This is a genomic window from Nocardia sp. NPDC087230 (assembly GCF_044744725.1).
Taxonomy (GTDB): Bacteria; Actinomycetota; Actinomycetes; order Mycobacteriales; family Mycobacteriaceae; genus Nocardia; species Nocardia canadensis.
The window spans coordinates 504,217-521,784 of record NZ_JBIUYV010000002.1; the positions used below are offsets into that span (position 1 = coordinate 504,217).

Consider the following 17,568-nt stretch of genomic DNA (forward strand, 5'->3'; position numbering starts at 1 on the left):
TGGTTCAGCTGAAACGCAAACGGACGGAACCGAGTCCGGTGAACTCGGCGAGGAAGTCGTCACCGGGGCGGGCGTCGATGGCGCGGGTGCAGGAACCGGGCAGCACGATGTCGCCCTTCTTCAACCGCACCCCGAAGGTCGCGACCTTGCGGGCCAGCCACGCGACCGCGATCACCGGGTCACCGAGGACGGCGTCGCTGCGGCCCTCGGCGATGACCTCGCCGTTGCGGGTCAGCACGGCATCGATGGCCTTGATGTCGATGTCACCCGGGGCGACACGCTCCTTGCCGAGCACGAAACCGGCCGAGGAGGCGTTGTCGGAGATGGTGTCGGCCAGGCCGATCTTCCAGTCCTTGATGCGCGAGTCGATCAGCTCGATCGAGGGCGCGTAGGCGACGGTCGCGGCCAGCACATCGGCCTCGGTGCAGTCCTCGCCGGGCAGGTCGGCGCCGAGCACGAACCCGACCTCGACCTCCACGCGCGGCAGCAGGTACTTCGAGGTGTCGACCGGGACGTCCTCGAAGACCTCCATCTCGGCGAGCAGATGACCGTAGTCGGGCTCGTCGACGCCCATCATCTCCTGCATCGCCTTCGACGACAGCCCCACCTTGTGGCCGACGACCTTGGCACCCGCCTTCAGCCGACGCTGAATGTTGAGCAGCTGGATCTCGTAGGCGTCGACGACGTCGATATCGGGAAACCGGTCGACGAGCGGCGACACGGCGACGCGATCGTCTTCGGCGCGGGCCAGTTCGTCGGCGAGTTGAGTTCGTACCGCGTCGGGCAGCACGCGGACCTCCTAGGCAGCACGGGCGGGATGGATCACGACGTCAAAACTGTAACCGGTTTCCCGGAGCATCGTCAGCCGTTCACCTGACAATACAATGCCACCGTGCGTGATTTCTATAACACGTTCCAGTATGTGGAGCGGAAACGCCGAGCCCACTGGAACAAGTTCCAGTTTGGACTGTCAAACCGCCAAACGCTTCTATAACGTGTTGCACATGAGTGATCGGGAATACGATGTGGTGGTCGTCGGTAGCGGCGCCGCCGGGATGACGGCCGCCCTCGCCGCGGCCCACAAGGGACTGAGCGTCGTGCTGCTGGAGAAGGCCGCGCACTACGGCGGGTCGACGGCCCGATCCGGCGGCGGCGTCTGGATTCCGGGCAACAAGGCGCTGAAAGCCTCCGGCCGACCCGACGACCGCGAGGACGCGCGCACCTATCTGCACAGCATCATCGGCGACGTGGTGCCCGCGGAGAAGATCGACACCTACCTCGATCGCGGCGCCGAGGCCTTCGACTTCGTCCTCGATCACACCCCGCTGAAGATGAAGTGGGTGCCCGGCTACTCCGACTACTACCCGGAGGCTCCGGGCGGCCTGGGCCAGGGGCGTTCGTGCGAGCCGACGCCGTTCAACGGCAAGGTGCTCGGGGCGGAACTGGCCAACCTGGAACCGCCCTACGCCAAGGCGCCGCTGAACGTGGTGGTCATGCAGGCCGACTTCGTCCGGCTCAACCTGATCAAGCGTCACCCCAAGGGCATGATGCGGGCACTGCGCGTCGGCGCCCGTACCTACCTGGCCAAATTCACCGGCAAGCACCTGCTCGGCATGGGTCAGGCGATCATCGCCGCCATGCGCAAGGGCCTGCTCGACGCGGGCGTTCCGGTGCTGCTCAACACCCCGCTCACCGACCTGGTGGTCACCGACGGCAAGGTGACCGGGGTCAAGGCCACCGTCGACGGCGAGCCGGTCACCTTCACCGCGCGCTACGGCGTGGTTCTGGGCAGCGGCGGCTTCGAGCACAACGCCGACATGCGCGCCAAGTACCAGCGGCAGCCGATAACCACTGAGTGGACAACGGGCGCCGCGGCCAACACCGGCGATGGCATCGTCGCGGGCATGGCAGCGGGAGCGACGGTCGGATTCATGGAGGACGCCTGGTGGGGTCCGACCATCTTCAAGGGCGGCAAGCCCTGGTTCGCCCTCGCCGAGCGCAATCTGCCCGGCACCATCATGGTCAACGACCGCGGCGAGCGGTTCGGCAACGAGTCGGCGCCCTATGTCGAGGCGGTGCACACCATGTACGGCGGTGAATACGGCCAGGGCGCTGGTCCGGGCGAGAACATCCCGGCCTGGCTGGTGTTCGACCAGCGCTACCGCAACCGCTACATCTTCGCCGGGCTGCAACCGGGTCAGCGCTTCCCCTCGCGCTGGCTGGAGAACGACTACATCGTCAAGGCCGACACCATCGAGGAGCTGGCCGAGCGCATCGGTGTGCCCGCCGAGAGCCTGAGCGCCACCGTCACCCGGTTCAACGGCTTCGCCGCCGCGGGCAAGGACGAGGACTTCGGTCGCGGCAACAGCCACTACGACCGCTACTACGGCGACCCCACCGTCAAGCCCAACCCGTGCCTGGCCGAGATCTCGCAGGGCCCGTTCTACGCGGCCAAGATGGTTCCCGGCGACCTCGGCACCAAGGGCGGCCTGGTCACCGACACCGCCGGTCGCGTACTGCGCGAGGACGATTCGGTGATCGAGGGCCTCTACGCCGCGGGCAACACCAGCGCCCCGGTGATGGGCCACACCTACGCGGGCCCCGGCGCGACCATCGGACCCGCGATCACCTTCGCCTATCTCGCGGTGCTCGACATCGCCGAGAAGGCCAAGGCCACCGCGTGACGCACGCACAGTTCCCGACCACGCAGGAGTAAGCACCATGCCCATCGACCTCCAGACCGCGCTCGGTGCGCCGACACCGACGCGGGAGTTCAGCTGGACGCCCACCGACGTGCAGCTCTACCACCTCGGCCTCGGCGCCGGCGCGCACCCGACGGACCCGGTCGAGCTGACCTATCTCGACGACCGCGCCCCCCAGGTACTGCCGACCTTCGCGACGGTGGCCCCGACCCTCGGCGAGACCGAGGCGCCGAAGGTGAGCTTCCCCGGTATCGAGATCGACCTGGCCAAGGTCGTGCACGGACACCAGGAAGTGGTGGTGCACAAGCCGATTCCGGCCAGCGGCAAGGCGACCAGCACCGGCCGGATCAGCGAGATCTGGGACAAGGGCGCCAACGCGGTGATCGTCCGGGAGGACACGGTGGTCGGCTCCGACGGCGAGCCGCTGTGGACGGTCCGGTCCTCGATCTTCGCCAGGGGCGAGGGCGGTTTCGGCGGCGAGCGTGGCCCGAGCGCCAAGGCCGCGCTGCCGGATCGGGCGCCCGACGCGGAGCTCATCACCCCGACCCTGCCGCAGCAGGCCCTGCTCTACCGGCTCTGCGGCGACCGCAACCCGCTGCACTCGGACCCGGAGTTCGCCAAGGGCGCCGGGTTCCCCGCGCCGATCCTGCACGGCCTGTGCACCTACGGCGTGGTCTGCAAGGCGCTCACCGACGGCCTGCTCGACGGTGACGCGAGCCGGGTCGGCGGCTTCCGGGCCAAGTTCGCCGGGGTGCTGTACCCGGGTGAGACGCTGCGGATCAAGGTCTGGCGCGAGGGCGACGAGCTGATCGGCGCCGCCACCGTGGTCGAGCGCGAGGACGCGCCGGTGCTCGGCGAGATCGCGCTGACGATCTCCTGATCCGGCGACGCCCTGGTGCCGGTCCGGCCCACGCCGGCCTCGTCACCAGGGCGTTCGCTCGCGCACCGGAGTTGTCGGTGCGCGGTGCGACCATCGGACGATGGCGCTCACACACTCGGAAAAGCAAGAGTTTCTCGCGCGACCGCATGTGGCCGCGCTGTCGGTCGCTACCCCCGATCGGGGCACGCTCACCGTTCCCATCTGGTACGCCTACACCCCTGGTGGCCGACCGTGGATCACCACCCTGCCCACGTCGGCGAAGATGCAAGCGATCACCGCGGCAGGGCGATTCGGCCTGATGGTCGACACCGTCGCGCCGGAGGTGAAGTACGTGTCGGTCGAGGGCGCGGTCGCCGATGTGCGGCCGTCGACCGCCGCGCAGATAGCCGAGATGGCCGGCCGGTATCTGAGCGGCGACGCCCTCGAGCAGTACCTGGTCTTCGCCCACGAGCAGCTGGGCGAGCACGTCACGGTCTGGCTGGAGCCCGAGCACTGGCTGGGCGCGCTGATCGGGTAGCGCGCGGCTACCCGGCGGGCGGACGCAGGGTGAGGCCGCCGACGAGCAGTGCGTAGATGAGGACGATGAGGACGGGCGCGGCCAGCGGCGCCCACACCAGTTCCACCGGGACCAGGGCGGCGGTGGCGGCGGCGATGGTGAACAGCACCGCGCCGCCGACCGACGGAATCGTCGTCGGCACCACGCCTTCGGGCGCGTGCAGCACGGCCGCGTTGAGCAGGTAGGTGGTGGCGACCAGGCCCGTCGCGGCCGCGGCGACGACCCCGACGTCGGCGAACGCGAGCGCGGCGATCACCACCAGCACCGCGGCGACGGCGGCGGGCCGCCACCACCAGCTCACGATGACCAGCGCGAGCGCGGCCACCCCGGCATACGGGTTGATCAGCGCGACGGCGGCGACCAGCAGCAGGCCGGCGAGCAGGGCGAGGAATCTGGTCATCGGCGCACCCGCACTGTTCGGCGATGGTCGGGCAGCAGGCGCATGGCCTGGTCGAGTCTGGTGTCGGCGGGCCAGGCGATGATGTCGACGCCGACGGTGCCCATGTCGCGATACATCGAGGCCCGCTCCAGCTGCCACATCTTGGCCATGGTCGGGTCGAGACCGTCCTCGAACGGGGTGCCGCGCAGCACGTCGACGGCGATCACCACGTGGCCGCGTTTGCGCAGGTCGATCAGCGCGAGCGCGAACTGGGTGTCGAGCAGGGTGGAGAACGCGACCACGATCGCGCCGATCGGCACCGCGGCGTGCGGGGCCAGCGTGCCGGTGGTCTCGACGTGCTCGTCACCGACGCCGAGCACGGTATCGACGATCCGGTAGAACTGCCTGCGGCCGATATCGGGGCGCAGCCAGCGCGGCGAATCCCCCAGGCACACCACCGCGGTCCGGTCCCCGGCTTGCAGGGTGGACTGCACCACCTGCGCCGCGCCGCGCACCGACAGCTCCAGCGAGGCGGTGGCCGGGCCGGGCGCCTGCTGGGAGGTGTCGACCAGGACGACCACGTCAGCGGAGCGATTGGTGAATCGTTCGGTGACGTAGAGCCTGCCGCGGCGCGCGCTGACCGGCCAGTTCACGGTGCGCAACTGGTCGCCGGGCGCGTAGGCGCGGATGTCGGCGTATTCGACACCGGGACCGTGCTTGCGGGTCAGATGGGTGCCGATCCGGTCGGGAAGTTCGGTGCGCGGCAGGCGCATTCGATGTGGATCGGCGATCGGGTAGACATACAGCTTGGCGGCGGGCAGCTCGGCGGTGGCCACCGCGAGCCCGGCCGGGCTCAGCGCGGACACCTTGACCTGCACCGGATACCGGCCCCAGCGCGCCGCCGACAGCGCCAGCTCCAGGCCGGCCGGAGCACCGCCGGAATCGTGGGCCTCCTCGATCTCGAGTTCGAGGCCGGTCAGCGGCATCGGTGTCATCCGCAGCAGCGCGTGTCCGCTCTCGACGAAGGCCGCGGCGTTGCAGCCGACCACCTCGCCCTCGAAGCAGCGCACGGTGCCGCTGCCGTCGACCTGGATCCTGGTCGGGTTCTGCTGCCAGGGCGCGGTGGCGAGCACGCCGAGCATCGGGGCGGCGAAGACCACCAGCTGCCATTGCCCACGCAACACCGCGACGACCAGCGCCGCCGCGGCGCACCCGGCCAGGATGAACACCAGCGGGGCGGGCCGCCAGCGCAGGTCGACCTCGACCGTCCTGGATTCGTCGCGGTGCTTCATGTGCTGGTGGCGCGGGGCACCGGTAGCCGGCGCAACAGTTCGGCGATGACGTCCTCACCCCGGATGCGGCGCACCCACATCTCCGGACGCAGGGTGATGCGGTGCGCCATCGCGGGCACCGCCAGCGCCTTCACATCCTCGGGGATCACGTAATCGCGGCCCAGCAGCAGGGCCCGGGCGCGCGACATCTGCACCAGATCGAGTTCGGCGCGCGGGCTGGCGCCGACCTCGACCTGCGGGTGGCTGCGGGTGGCCGAGGCGAGCGCCACCACGTAGTTCACGACATCGGGATGCACGGTGACGAATTCGACCGACTGCCGCATCTCCATCAGCCCCTGCGCGTCGACGACCTGGCCGACCTGCGGCGGCGTCGCGCCACGCTCGAGCCTGCGCCGGATCATCTGCGTCTCGTCCTGCTCGGACAGATAGCCCAGACGCAGCTGGATCGCGAACCGATCGAGCTGGGCCTCCGGCAGCGGGTAGGTGCCCTCGTACTCGATCGGGTTGTCGGTGGCCAGCACGATGAACGGCTGTGGCAGCAGGAAGGTTTCGCCGTCGATGCTCACCTGCCCCTCGGCCATGGCCTCCAGCAGCGCCGCCTGCGTCTTGGGCGGGGTGCGGTTGATCTCGTCGGCGAGCAGAACATTCGTGAAAACCGGACCGCGACGGAAGTTGAACCGGCCCGACGACATGTCGTAGATCGTCGAGCCGAGCAGGTCGGCGGGCAGTAAATCAGGCGTGAACTGCACGCGGGTGAAATCGAGGCCGAGCGCGGCCGCGAAGGACCGCGCGATCAGCGTCTTACCGAGACCTGGCAGGTCCTCGATGAGAACATGTCCTCCGGACAGCACGGCGATCATGATGAGCTGCAACTCATCTCGCTTGCCGACCACGACTCGGCCCAGCTCACGCAGCACGGCGTCGGAGCGCTGGACGGTCACGTTCAACGGCATGGTCATCGGTGGCCTCTAACCCCTCACATCGTCTGCAATCGGCGCAGGATCTCGTCCAGCGCCTCTTTTCCCGGCGCGCGACCGGTTTGGTCGCGCAGTGCGGAATTCGCCGGGTCGACCCAGCGCCACAGTTCGGGTCCGAACTGCAGCTGCCCGGCCACCTCGGTGGCCCGCCGGTTCTTGGCGACCCGCAGGCCGGTCGACAACTCGAATTCCTTGGCCAGCAGGGGCCGCAGGTGGCGGTCCCAGTCGGCGCGGGTGCCGTCGGCGCGGGCGGTCAGCATCTCCGCGCGCGCGTGCCAGCGGCCGAGCATCTCGGCCGGGCCGTTGTCGATGTACTCGGTCAGCGGTTCCTCGCGCACCACGCGATGCCGCAGCGACCACAACAGTGTGGCCAGCGTGAGCGCCACCGGCAGAGCGACGGCGAGCAGCACGGTGTCGCGGGCCAACCGCACCAGCGCGACCTCCATCAGCAGCACCACCACGACCGCGGTGACGATGACGGCCGAACGGTTCACCGCCGCACCGGATTCCGGTGATGTCATGCTGACTCCATTCGGCAGGCTCGGGCGCCCCGCGCGGTGACGCGAGCTGCCGACTCCTGGCGCTGACCGCTCATGCCGGTACCAACCTTCGCTGCAGATCCGACAGGACGATGCGGAGAAGCTGTTCGGCGCGCATGCGCTGCCATTCGAGCATCGAGTGCGGGCTGAACCGCGCCTCCTCGAACAGCGCGACCAGCTCGCGCGCCGAAGCATCGTGCAGCACACCGCTTTCGAAAGCGCGGGCCAGCACTTCCATGGGGGTGTCGGAGGCTTGCGGGCGGGCGGCGCGGTCGCTGGACAGTCCGCGCTCCATGGCCACGTAGCAGGCGATGATCGCGGTGCGCGGGTCCTGGCCGGGCGCGTTCATCGCGGCCAGGCCCATCTCCGCGGCCCTGGTGAGCGAGTCGACCGCGCTGGGCGTGACCTCGGGCTGGACGGCGGCGGCGGGCGCGGGTTCGCGCCGGGTGGCGACCGCGACCACGACGAGCCCGAGCAGCGCCACCGCGATCAGCACCACGGCCAGCACGGCCGCGATGATGAGCGCGGTGCCGGTGAGTTCGGCGGCGCCGGTGCCCGGATCGGGGGCGGGGGCGTCGGTCGGCGTCGGGACGGGGCCGGAGCCTTCCGGCAGGGTCTCGGCGGCCGGGCGCATCGGGCGGGCGCCGGGCAGCAGGAACAGCGCGGTCACACCGCCCGCGAAGACCAACGCGATCGCGGCGAGGACGATCGGACCCAGCAGAGCCAGCCTGCGCCACCGGAAACGCGGCGCCGCTTCGCGTTCGGCTTGCGGCATCGCCAGCGGGAGGCGATGCTGACTGGCGATCACCCCGGCGACCAGGATCACCACGGATACCAGCAGCAGCACCGGCATCACCGCCACCAACAGTGGCGAGGGCGTGCTGTTCGATTCGGCGGGACCGGCACCGGGGAGGTAACCCTGCAACGCGATCGTCGCAGCGACGAGCAGTGCGATCACGACGATCGCCCGCGGAATGGGCTGACTCACCCCGATCACAGCTGTACCACCAAACCCCAGAGCCTGCACAAAACAGCCACATAGTTACACGCCGAGTGGTTCGCTCGGGAGGAAATCGATAGTTTGGATGACCTCCCCTTTTATTGTCCCCCCGAATTCCGTGTCTTGTTACGCGGTGCGAACGATCGCCGCGTCGACCAGCGGCAACTCCCCCAGTCGGCTCGCCGTCCTGGCCAGATCGGGAACCGCCGGCACGCCCGCGGTCAGCTCGGGCGCGGGCTCGCGGGCGTGGATGGTGCAGGGCAGGTCGGCGTCGTAGAGGACATCGACAAGGTTGACCAGACGCATCGCCCAGTCCGGCGGCACCTCGCGCAGCGGCGGGACCCCACGCAGCGTCCACCGGCCGAATCGCCTGGTCAGACGGAGATAGTCGGCGGCGCTGGTCGGGGCGCCGCACAGGTGCGTGAAGTCGAAGGTGACGGCGTCCGGCGCGACCGCGAGCGCGCGCACCGTTCGGCCGTCACCCAGGTCGAGGTCCTGGCCCCGCGCCGTCGGCGCTTCGGCGTCCAGAACGTACCGGCCCGCGAGGAAACCGCTGTCCCGATGGGCGCCGATGGTGCGGTAGTCCAGCGGACCGTCGAGGGTGACGACGTCGAGGTGGGCGAGGATGCGCTCGATGGTCGGCACGAATCGGTCGTGGAACAGCGGATTCGGCAGCAGCTCGGCAGGCGGGTAGTTCGAGGTGACGACCAGGGTCCGGCGCCCGGCGAACAGGGTGTCGAGCAGCCGGGCGATGAGCATGGCGTCGCCGATGTCATGCACGTGGAACTCGTCGAAACACACCAGGTCGGCCTCGCCGAGGAGCGCGATGACGGCCCGTTCGATCGAACCGAGGGCGTGGGTGGTGGCGTGCAATTCAGCGAAGAAGGTGTGGAAGTGGTAGCGGCGCTTGCGCTCCGGTGCGGCGGCCGCGAAGAACCGGTCCATCACCATGGTCTTGCCCCGGCCCGGCCTGCCGTGCAGGTAGACGCCGCGGTGCCGCTTGCGTGGCCTGCCGTGCCGGTCGAGCAGCGCGACCAGCGCCGCGGCAGCCGTGACCTGCGCCGGATCGAGAACAACCGCTTCGGATGTCATGCCAACCTCCTCGTCCTCTACAGTTGTAGAGGATCGGCGAATCGGCGACCAGGGAAGGTGACGATGTCCACAGACCGGCGCGCACGGATCGTGACGGGCGCGATCGACCTCATCGCGACCAGCGGGATTCGCGCCCTCACCCATCGCGCCCTCGATGCCCGGCTGGGATTACCGCTCGGCTCCACGTCCTACTACTTCCGCACCCGGCAGACGCTGGTCGAGGCGGTCGCCGACGGGATCACCGCACGCTCGCGCGCCGACTTCGCCGCGGCGCGCGGCGGGCCCGGTCCGCGCAGCAAACCCGCAGCGGAGGCCACCTCCGCCGACCGGGAAGGGGCACCGGAGGCGGTCGCGCGCGGGGTCGCCGCCTGGCTGGATCAGCTGCTCGCCCGGCGCCGCAACGAGCTGATCGCCCGGCATGCGCTGATCGTCGAGACGCTCTCCGAACCCGAGCTCCGCGCCCGCCTGGCAGGCAGTTTGTTCTCCGTCGACCGGGCCACCGAGCTGTTCACCGCCCTCGGCTCACCCCGGCCCGGCGACACGGCCTGCGACTTCCTCGCACTACTGGAAGGTCTCGTCTTCGACCGGGTCGCCGGCGTGCGCGCCGAGGTACCGGCGGGTACGACCGACAGCATCGAGCAACTCACCCTCCCCCTGTCGATATTCCTGACCGGCGTGGCCGAATCGGCCGAGCATGCTTCCCCATCCGATCAGGCGTCTGCCCAACCGAATTCGGAATAAGGCTCCTTCGAATTCATCGCCGCGATTCCGAGAGCGGAATATTCGATCAGATCAGCGGGGAGTTCGTGCGGCGTAAACCACTGCACCGCATAGCATTTATCGGGTTCCCGATTGAAAGGCTCGCCCTGCCAGCGATCGGCGCGAAAGAACAGCCCGAGCCGCGCGTCGCGGCCGGGCGCGGTCACGTGGGCGACATGGATCAGCCGCAGCGTGGCGGGGTCGATGTCGACCCCGACCTCCTCCGCGGCTTCCCGTGCGGCGGCGGCCGTCACCGACTCGCCGATCTCCAGTTTTCCCGACGGCAGATGCCACCGGTGGTCGTACTCGTCACCGCTGCGGCGCAGGCTCAGCAGGAGCGCGCCGTCGCGGATCAGCAGCAGGTGGACGTCGACCAGGTGGCGTGGGGTCACCCGGTCGAGCCTACGAAGTGAGCACCAGCCCCGAGGTGGGAACGCCGGTGCCCGCGGTGACCAGGATGCGCTCCAGGTCCGCGACCTGGTTGACCGACGTGCCGCGGATCTGGCGGACCGCCTCGGCGATGCCGTTCATGCCGTGGATGTAGGCCTCGCCCAGCTGGCCGCCGTGGGTGTTGAGCGGGAGCCTGCCGCCGACCTCGATGGCGCCGTCGGCGATGAAGTCCTTGGCCTCGCCACGTCCACAGAAACCCAGCTCCTCGAGCTGCATCAGCACGAAGGGAGTGAAGTGGTCGTAGAGGATCGCGGCCTGCATATCGGCCGCGCTCAGGCCGCTCTGGGCCCACAGCTGGTCACCGACGAGGCCCATTTCCGGCAGGCCGGTCATCGCGTCGCGGTAGTAGCTGGTCATCACGTACTGGTCGGCGCCGCTGCCCTGGGCGGCGGCCGCGATGATCGCGGGACGCTGCGGCAGGTCGCGGGCGCGCTCGGCACTGGTGACCACGATGGCCACGCCGCCGTCGGACTCCTGGCAGCAGTCGAGCAGGTGCAGCGGTTCGGCGATCCAGCGCGAATCCTGGTGCTGTTCCAACGTGATCGGCTTGCCGTAGAAGAAGGCGTTCGGGTTCACCGCGGCGTGCTTGCGATCGGCCACCGCGACCGCGCCGAAGTCGGCACTGGTCGCGCCGGTGACGTGCATGTACCGGCGCGCGACCATCGCGACCTGCGCGGCCGGGGTGCCGAGACCCTGCGGGTAGGCCCAGCCCGCGTCGATGCCCGAGGACGTCGGCGCGGCCGCCAGCGCGGGCGAGAACTGCCCGAACCTGGCGCCCGAGCGCTCGTTGAACGCGCGGTAGGCGACCACCACGTCGGCGACTCCGGTGGCCACCGCCATGGCGGCCTGCTGCACGGTCGCGCAGGCCGCGCCGCCGCCGTACCCGATGTGGCTGAAGAACTTCAGGCTCGGGATGCCGACGGCCCTGGCCACGGCGGCCTGGGTGTTGGTGTCCATCGTGAAGGTGGTCAGGCCGTCGACGTCGGCGGGCGTCAGACCCGCGTCGGCCAGCGCCGCGCTGACCGCCTCGGCGGCCAGTCGCAGCTCACTGCGGCCGGAGTCCTTCGAGAAATCGGTGGCGCCGATGCCGACGATGGCGGCATGCCCGGACAGGCCCGTCATGAGTTCTCCAGAGAGGGAAGGGCGATCACCGCGGTCGCCGTGATGTGCTCACCGAGGCTGTCGCGGCCACGCACATCGAGGGTGACCAGCGCGCCGGATACCGCGGTGACGGTGCCCGAGAGGGTCAGTGTGTCACCGGCGTACAGCGGCACCCCCAGGCGCAGCGCGATCGACTTCACCAGGGCGCTGGGCCCGGCCCAGTCGGTGACGAAGCGCTGCACCAGGCCGGTGTCGGTGAGGATGTTGACGAAGATGTCGCTGGACCCGCGCTCGACGGCCTTGTCGCGGTCGTGGTGCACGTCCTGGAAATCCCTGGTGGCCAGGGCCGTGCTGATCACGAAGGTGGGATCGGCGTGGATCACCAGCTCGGGTAGCTTGTCGCCCACCGCGACGGCGGTGGGTTCGGTCGTGGCGGTCACTGCGCGGCCTCCCAGTAGGGCAGAACTGTTCCGTCGGCTAGCTTTTCGAAGGCGACCCGGACGGGCACGCCGACGGCGACCTCGCCCGGTTCGATGCCACGCAGCTCACCGAGCATGCGCACCCCTTCGTCGAGTTCGACGAGGGCGACGACGAACGGCAGGTCGCGGCCGGGCACCTTCGGCGCGTGGTGCACGACGAAGCTGAACACCGTGCCGGTTCCCGCGGCGACGACGTAATCGGTGGTCTCGGCCTTGTCCTGCCACAGGGCGGGAATCGGCGGATGCCGCAGCGAACCATCGGGCAGGCGCTGGATGCGCAGTTCCCCGATTTCGGTACCGGCCCAGAAGAATTCGGTGTCCTTGGAGATGACCGGACCGACCCGCTCGGCGGGCGCGACCGCGATGTCGGACGCCGCGGCGGCTTCCTTGGCGGCGGGCACGAATTTCAGGATGCGGAACAGCATTTCGGTGACCACCTCGTCACCGACCGACCAGGTGGTGGTGAAGGTGAGGAACCAGCCGTCGCCGAGCCCGGTGCGCTTGGGGCCCTTGAACTCCGAGAGCCGGCTGGCGACGGTCACCTCCTCGCCCGGTCGCAGGTAGCGGTGGTAGGTCTGCTCGCAGTTGGTGCCGACGACGGAGGTGAAGCCCGCGTCGTCGAGCAACTGCGTGGCCAGGCCGAGCGGGTCGTCGGCGGTGCGCACGCCGTGCAGCCCGTTCATCGTCCACACCTGGGCCATCGCGGGCGGGGCCACGATGCCGGGGTGACCGGCGGCCTTGGCCGCGGCCTCGTCGACGTAGATCGGGTTGGTGTCGCCGATCGCCTCGACCCAGTTGTGGATCATCGGCTGGTTCACCGGGTCGCGCCCGGCCCGCGGCGCGGACTCGCCTGCCGCGGCCAGCTTCGCCAGCGCTTCGGGAATGTCTTCGGGGGTGATGCTTTCCGGCACGCCCTGCTCCTTAGTTCATCGGGGGACGCGCGGCAGTTCCAGGCCCGCGGAGGCGACCAGTTCGCGCATGATCTCGTTGACGCCGCCACCGAAGGTGACGACGAGGTTCTGCTTGGTCCGCCGGTCCAGCCAGTCGAGCAGCTCGGCGGTGCCGGGCTCGGCCGGATCGCCGTAACGGCCGACGATCTCCTCGACCACGCGGCCCGCTTCCTGCAGCGACTCGGTGGAGAAGATCTTGGTGGCCGAGGCGTCGGCGATCACGGTGTTCTGCGCTGCGGCCGGATCCGCGGCCGCGACCTGCCAGTTCAGCAACTCGTTGAGCCGCACCATGGTGCGCACCCGGCCGAGCGCGCGCCGGACCTCGGGCTCACCGAGCAGCTGATGCCGCGCCGTCCAATCGTGCAGGCGGTCGTAGAGCTGCTCGATCTTGCCCGACGGACCCAGACTGACCCGCTCGTGGTTGAGCTGGGTGGTGATCAGCCGCCAGCCCCGGTCCACCTCGCCGACCAGCATCTCCGCCGGCACCCGGACATCGTCGAAATAGGTGGCGTTGGTGTGGTGGGCGCCGTCGCAGGTGATGATCGGGGTCCAGGAGTAGCCCGGATCCTTGGTGTCGACGATCAGGATGGTGATGCCGCGGTGGCGCGATTCCACCGAACCGGTGCGGCAGGCCAGCCAGACGTAGTCGGCCTCGTGCGCGCCGGTGGTGAAGATCTTCTGCCCGTTGACGATCCAGTCGCCGTCGCTGTCGCGCACCGCGGTGGTGCGCAGCGCGGCCAGGTCGGTACCCGCTTCGGGCTCGGAGTAGCCGATCGCGAAATGGATGTCGCCGGAGAGGATTCCGGGCAGGAACTTCTTCTTCTGCGCGTCGGTGCCGTACTTCTGCAGCGTCGGGCCGACGGTCAGCAGCGTCACCAGGGGCAGCGGCACATCGGCGCGCACCGCCTCGTTGAAGAAGATCTGCTGTTCCATCGGGCCGAAGCCCTGGCCGCCGAATTCCTTCGGCCAGCCGACGCCGAGCCAGCCGTCGCGGCCCATCCGGCGCACCACCTCGCGGTAGGCGTCGCCGTGCCGGTTGATCGCCATCGCGGCGTGTTCGGCAGGCGTGACGAGATCGGCGAAATAGGAACGCAATTCCTCGCGCAACCGCCGCTGTTCGGCGGTCAGATCGATGAACATCTTGCTCCCAGAAGGTCGAGGCGCAGGCCCTCGCCACCGAGCAGACGGGCGAGATCCTTGGCCTGTGAGTAGTAGCGGTGCATCGGGTGGGTGATATCCACGCCCAGTCCACCGTGCAGGTGATGACATTTCTGCATGGCGCGCGGAACTTCGGCCGCCGCCCAGTAGGCGAGCACCTCGAGGTCCTCGTCGACGCGGTGCTGGTGTTCGGGCGACGCGTCGTCGGTGGCCAGTGCCCAGCACGCCGATTCCGCCGCCACGTGCAGCGTGCGCGAGACCACGTACAGATCGGCGATCTGCTGGGCCACGGCCTGGAACTCGGCCAGCGGCCTGCCGAACTGTTCGCGGGTGCGCACATGCTCGGCGGTCAGCGTGAGCGCGCCCTTGAGCAGCCCGTCGGCGACCGCGCCGATGGTGGCCAGCGCGTAGCGGTGCAGCCGGGGCAGCACGTCGGCGGGCAGCAGCTGATCGGCGGGGATCTCGACGTCGTCGAGCACCACCGTCGCCTCCGGGATCCCGGCCGACCCGGCGACCGGCAGGAGCTCGAGCCCCGGCGCGACCGATTCCACGAGCGCGACGCCCGCGTCGGTGGGCACCAGGATCCAGCGCGCCTGTTCGGCGTAGATCACGCCGACCTTGCGGCCGGTGATCCGCACGGTGTCACCGTCGCGGACCGCCTTGGTGGTCGGCGCGGTGGTGAACGGCGCGCCCGGCTCGCTCAGCGCGGCCGTGAGCACGGTGCCCTTGCCGACCTCGGCGACCACGCGGCCGGCCAGCTCCGCCGACAGCGACGGCAGCAGCGGCAGCACGCCGAACCCGAAGGTCGGCAGCGCGGGCACCGCCACCGCGTCGGTGGCCAGCTCCATGAGCAGGGCCGATACCTCCAGCAGGCCCATGCCGTCGCCCCCGAACTGCTCGGGCACGGGGACCGCGAGCAGGCCGGAGTCGATCAGGCTCGGCCACAATTCCATATCTCGGGCCTGCTCACGTTCGAGCAGGCTCACGACCACCTCGGCTACGGCGTCGGCGCTTTCGTCGCGGGTGAAATCCACGGCGTCCTCCCTCATCGAGCTAACTGTCCGCATCGCGCGGCAGGCCGAGAATCCGCTCGGCGGCCACGGTCAACAGGATCTGCTCGGTACCGCCCGCGATGGAGAGACAGCGTGTGAGCAAGAATTCTTTCAGGGCTTCGTCTTCCAGGGAACCGTCTTGGCCAGAAAGTTCCAGGGCGTACTCCGCCAGGTCCTGCCGATGCCGGACACCGACGAGTTTGCGCACGCTGGCTTGGGCGCCTGCGTCGACGCCCGCCATCGTCGCCACCGCGATTCGCTGTTCCAGCAAAGAGCCAGCAATCGAGGCGGCGATCAGCTCGCCGAAACGGTCCTCACGCAGTTCGGTTCCCCATCCGCCGACCGGGAAACGGTCCAGCAGCGCCTCCAGCGCGCCGCCGATGCCGCCGCCGCCCATGGCGACGCGTTCGGCCGACAGGGTGGTCCTGGCGATCTTCCAGCCGTTGTTCAGCGCACCGACCAGGCCGTCGTCGGGAACGAAGACCTCGTCGAGGAAGACCTCACTGAAGCGGGCCTCCCCGGTGATCGTCACCAGCGGACGCACCTGTACGCCCGCGGCGTGCATGTCGACCAGGAAGTAGCTGATCCCGCGATGCTTGGCCACGGTCTGATCGGTGCGGGCCAGGCAGATGCCCCAGTTCGCTTCCGATCCCAGCGAGGTCCACACCTTCTGGCCGCGCAGCACCCAGCCGCCGTCGACCTTCTCGGCGGTGGTGCGCAGCGCGGCGAGATCCGAGCCCGCGCCCGGTTCGCTGAACAGCTGGCACCAGGTGACCTCGCCGTGCAGGGTCGGCCAGACGAACCGCTCGATCTGCGCCTCGGTGCCGTAGCGCAGCAGCGTCGGCACCGCCCAGCCCGCGACCGCCAGATCGGGGGTCGTCAGGTCGGCGCGGCGCAGCTGCTCGGCGATCTGCAGGCAGGTCATCGGATCGGCTTCGCGCCCATACGGTTTCGGCCAGTGCGGCATCACGAAGCCGCCCTCGACCAGCGCCCGCTGCCGCTGCTCGGGCGACAGCGCGCCGATGGCGGCGATCTCGGCGGTCAGCGCGGAGTCGCCCGCCACGTCACCGAGCACGCGCTCGGCACCGGTGGTGCGGCGCTGCCCGGCCCTGGTGAGCTCGGCGACCCTGGCCCGCCAGCGCGCGGAGCCGCCGAGCAGCTGCCGCAGCGCACTGGCCCGGCGCAGGTAGAAGTGCGCGTCGTGCTCCCAGGTGAAGCCGATGCCGCCCAGCACCTGGATGGCGTCCTTGGCGGTGTCGACGGCCGCGTCGAGCGCGGTGGCCGCGGCGACGGCGGCCGCGATCGGCAGCTCGGCCCCGCCCTCGTCGATGGCCGCGGCCGCGTCGGCGGCGACGGCGCGGATCAGCTCGGTACGGCACAGCATCCAGGCGCAGATGTGCTTGATCGACTGGAAGCTGCCGATCGGCTTGCCGAACTGCTCGCGGACCTTGGCGTAGTCGACCGCGGTGCGCAGGCACCAGCCCGCGACGCCGGCCAGCTCGGCGACCGCGAGGGCGACGAACAGATCGGTGACGTCGGCCGCGGACTCGAAGCCGTGCGACTGGGCCACCGCCACGTCGGCGGCGGTGATCCGGGCCAGCGGCACCGTGTGATCGGCGTTCGCCAGCGTGGTGATCGTCACATCGGCCGCCGGGATCAGCAGCCAGCGCACGCCGTCGACGGTGTTCGCGGGTAGCAGCACCTCGGTGTCGGCGTCGGCGCCGTAGACGTGGTCCCAGGTGCCGGTGACGATCCAGCCGTCATCGGTGCGCTCCGCCTTCGCGGTGAGCTCCTCGGTGGGCACCGCGATGGCGCACGGGGCGCCGTCGGTCACCGCGCCCTTGGTGATCAGCGCGGCCAGCGCGGTGGCCAGTACCGGGCCGCCGACCAGGTCGTCGGCGGTTTGTTCCAGCAGCACGGCCAGATCGGCGACGGTGCCGCCGAGGCCGCCGTGCTGCTCGTCGAGCGCGACCTCGAAGAGGCCGAACTCGGTCAGCGCGGGCCAGTACTGGCGCCAGCTACCGGCACCGCCGGCCCGCATTGTTGCAATCGGCGCGACCGAACTCGCCCAGCCCCGCAGCGACTCCGCGGCGGCTTTATGCTCGTCAGTGGTGGCGATGGTCACAAGAAAAACCGCCCTTCCGGCGTGGCTCCCACTCCTAGAACATGTTCTAATATCCGGGCCGGGTGTAAGTCAAGAGA

Annotated in this window: 18 protein-coding genes; 4 read left to right on the plus strand and 14 right to left on the minus strand. The window is 69.9% G+C overall.

The window, feature by feature from the left end:
- Nucleotides 1–4: 4 nt before the first annotated feature.
- The gene (locus ACIO52_RS08560; protein ID WP_218720573.1) at nt 5–790 is read right to left on the minus strand and encodes a 2-keto-4-pentenoate hydratase; all 786 of its coding nucleotides are present in this window, start codon (nt 788–790) and stop codon (nt 5–7) included.
- Between the two features lie 214 nt (nt 791–1,004).
- Here ACIO52_RS08560 and kstD point away from each other — a divergent pair, with 214 nt between their 5' ends.
- The 3 genes from kstD to ACIO52_RS08575 all read left to right on the plus strand — a co-directional run bounded on the left by kstD (nt 1,005) and on the right by ACIO52_RS08575 (nt 4,099).
- Nucleotides 1,005–2,684, plus strand: coding sequence for a 3-oxosteroid 1-dehydrogenase (kstD, locus tag ACIO52_RS08565; RefSeq protein WP_218720574.1), 1,680 nt, complete (start codon nt 1,005–1,007; stop codon nt 2,682–2,684).
- 37 nt (nt 2,685–2,721) lie between these two features.
- Nucleotides 2,722–3,582: a MaoC/PaaZ C-terminal domain-containing protein gene (locus ACIO52_RS08570; RefSeq protein ID WP_402642689.1), complete on the plus strand. Its 861-nt coding sequence runs from the start codon at nt 2,722–2,724 to the stop codon at nt 3,580–3,582.
- Nucleotides 3,583–3,682: 100 nt separating this feature from the next.
- Entirely contained in the window at nt 3,683–4,099 is a 417-nt protein-coding gene (locus tag ACIO52_RS08575; RefSeq protein WP_218720576.1) for a pyridoxamine 5'-phosphate oxidase family protein, read from the plus strand.
- A gap of 7 nt (nt 4,100–4,106) precedes the next feature.
- Here the strand turns inward: ACIO52_RS08575 and ACIO52_RS08580 are convergent, their stop codons facing one another.
- From ACIO52_RS08580 to zapE, 6 genes are all read right to left on the minus strand, one after another.
- The gene (locus ACIO52_RS08580; RefSeq protein WP_402642692.1) at nt 4,107–4,538 is read right to left on the minus strand and encodes a hypothetical protein; all 432 of its coding nucleotides are present in this window, start codon (nt 4,536–4,538) and stop codon (nt 4,107–4,109) included.
- Nucleotides 4,535–5,809, minus strand: a complete 1,275-nt coding sequence (locus ACIO52_RS08585) for a DUF58 domain-containing protein (RefSeq protein ID WP_218720578.1) — start codon at nt 5,807–5,809, stop codon at nt 4,535–4,537. Before ACIO52_RS08585 ends, ACIO52_RS08580 begins: the two co-directional genes overlap by 4 nt.
- Nucleotides 5,806–6,768, minus strand: a complete 963-nt coding sequence (locus ACIO52_RS08590; RefSeq protein WP_218720579.1) for a MoxR family ATPase — start codon at nt 6,766–6,768, stop codon at nt 5,806–5,808. Before ACIO52_RS08590 ends, ACIO52_RS08585 begins: the two co-directional genes overlap by 4 nt.
- 17 nt (nt 6,769–6,785) lie before the next feature.
- Entirely contained in the window at nt 6,786–7,307 is a 522-nt protein-coding gene (locus tag ACIO52_RS08595; RefSeq protein WP_218720580.1) for a hypothetical protein, read from the minus strand.
- Between the two features lie 70 nt (nt 7,308–7,377).
- Nucleotides 7,378–8,322: a DUF4129 domain-containing protein gene (locus ACIO52_RS08600; protein WP_218720581.1), complete on the minus strand. Its 945-nt coding sequence runs from the start codon at nt 8,320–8,322 to the stop codon at nt 7,378–7,380.
- Between the two features lie 129 nt (nt 8,323–8,451).
- Entirely contained in the window at nt 8,452–9,417 is a 966-nt protein-coding gene (gene zapE / locus ACIO52_RS08605; protein WP_402642698.1) for a cell division protein ZapE, read from the minus strand.
- Between the two features lie 63 nt (nt 9,418–9,480).
- On the opposite strand from zapE, the gene ACIO52_RS08610 reads away from it, so the two are divergent.
- The gene (locus ACIO52_RS08610; protein ID WP_402642700.1) at nt 9,481–10,158 is read left to right on the plus strand and encodes a TetR/AcrR family transcriptional regulator; all 678 of its coding nucleotides are present in this window, start codon (nt 9,481–9,483) and stop codon (nt 10,156–10,158) included.
- Here ACIO52_RS08610 and ACIO52_RS08615 read toward each other — a convergent pair.
- The 7 genes from ACIO52_RS08615 to ACIO52_RS08645 are packed head-to-tail and all read right to left on the minus strand — an operon-like array spanning nt 10,128 to nt 17,491.
- On the minus strand, nt 10,128–10,568 hold the full coding sequence (locus ACIO52_RS08615) for an NUDIX domain-containing protein (RefSeq protein WP_218720584.1): 441 nt from the start codon (nt 10,566–10,568) through the stop codon (nt 10,128–10,130). The genes ACIO52_RS08610 and ACIO52_RS08615 overlap by 31 nt on opposite strands.
- Nucleotides 10,569–10,578: 10 nt before the next feature.
- Nucleotides 10,579–11,748: a lipid-transfer protein gene (locus ACIO52_RS08620; RefSeq protein ID WP_218720585.1), complete on the minus strand. Its 1,170-nt coding sequence runs from the start codon at nt 11,746–11,748 to the stop codon at nt 10,579–10,581.
- Nucleotides 11,745–12,167: a MaoC family dehydratase gene (locus tag ACIO52_RS08625; RefSeq protein WP_402642705.1), complete on the minus strand. Its 423-nt coding sequence runs from the start codon at nt 12,165–12,167 to the stop codon at nt 11,745–11,747. The genes ACIO52_RS08620 and ACIO52_RS08625 overlap by 4 nt, the downstream gene beginning before the upstream one ends.
- On the minus strand, nt 12,164–13,117 hold the full coding sequence (locus ACIO52_RS08630; RefSeq protein ID WP_316573393.1) for a MaoC family dehydratase N-terminal domain-containing protein: 954 nt from the start codon (nt 13,115–13,117) through the stop codon (nt 12,164–12,166). Before ACIO52_RS08630 ends, ACIO52_RS08625 begins: the two co-directional genes overlap by 4 nt.
- A 15-nt stretch (nt 13,118–13,132) precedes the next feature.
- Entirely contained in the window at nt 13,133–14,296 is a 1,164-nt protein-coding gene (locus ACIO52_RS08635; protein ID WP_218720588.1) for an acyl-CoA dehydrogenase family protein, read from the minus strand.
- Nucleotides 14,281–15,363, minus strand: coding sequence for an acyl-CoA dehydrogenase family protein (locus ACIO52_RS08640; RefSeq protein ID WP_316573392.1), 1,083 nt, complete (start codon nt 15,361–15,363; stop codon nt 14,281–14,283). Before ACIO52_RS08640 ends, ACIO52_RS08635 begins: the two co-directional genes overlap by 16 nt.
- 4 nt (nt 15,364–15,367) lie before the next feature.
- Nucleotides 15,368–17,491: an acyl-CoA dehydrogenase gene (locus ACIO52_RS08645; RefSeq protein WP_402642709.1), complete on the minus strand. Its 2,124-nt coding sequence runs from the start codon at nt 17,489–17,491 to the stop codon at nt 15,368–15,370.
- Between the last annotated feature and the right edge of the window lie 77 nt (nt 17,492–17,568).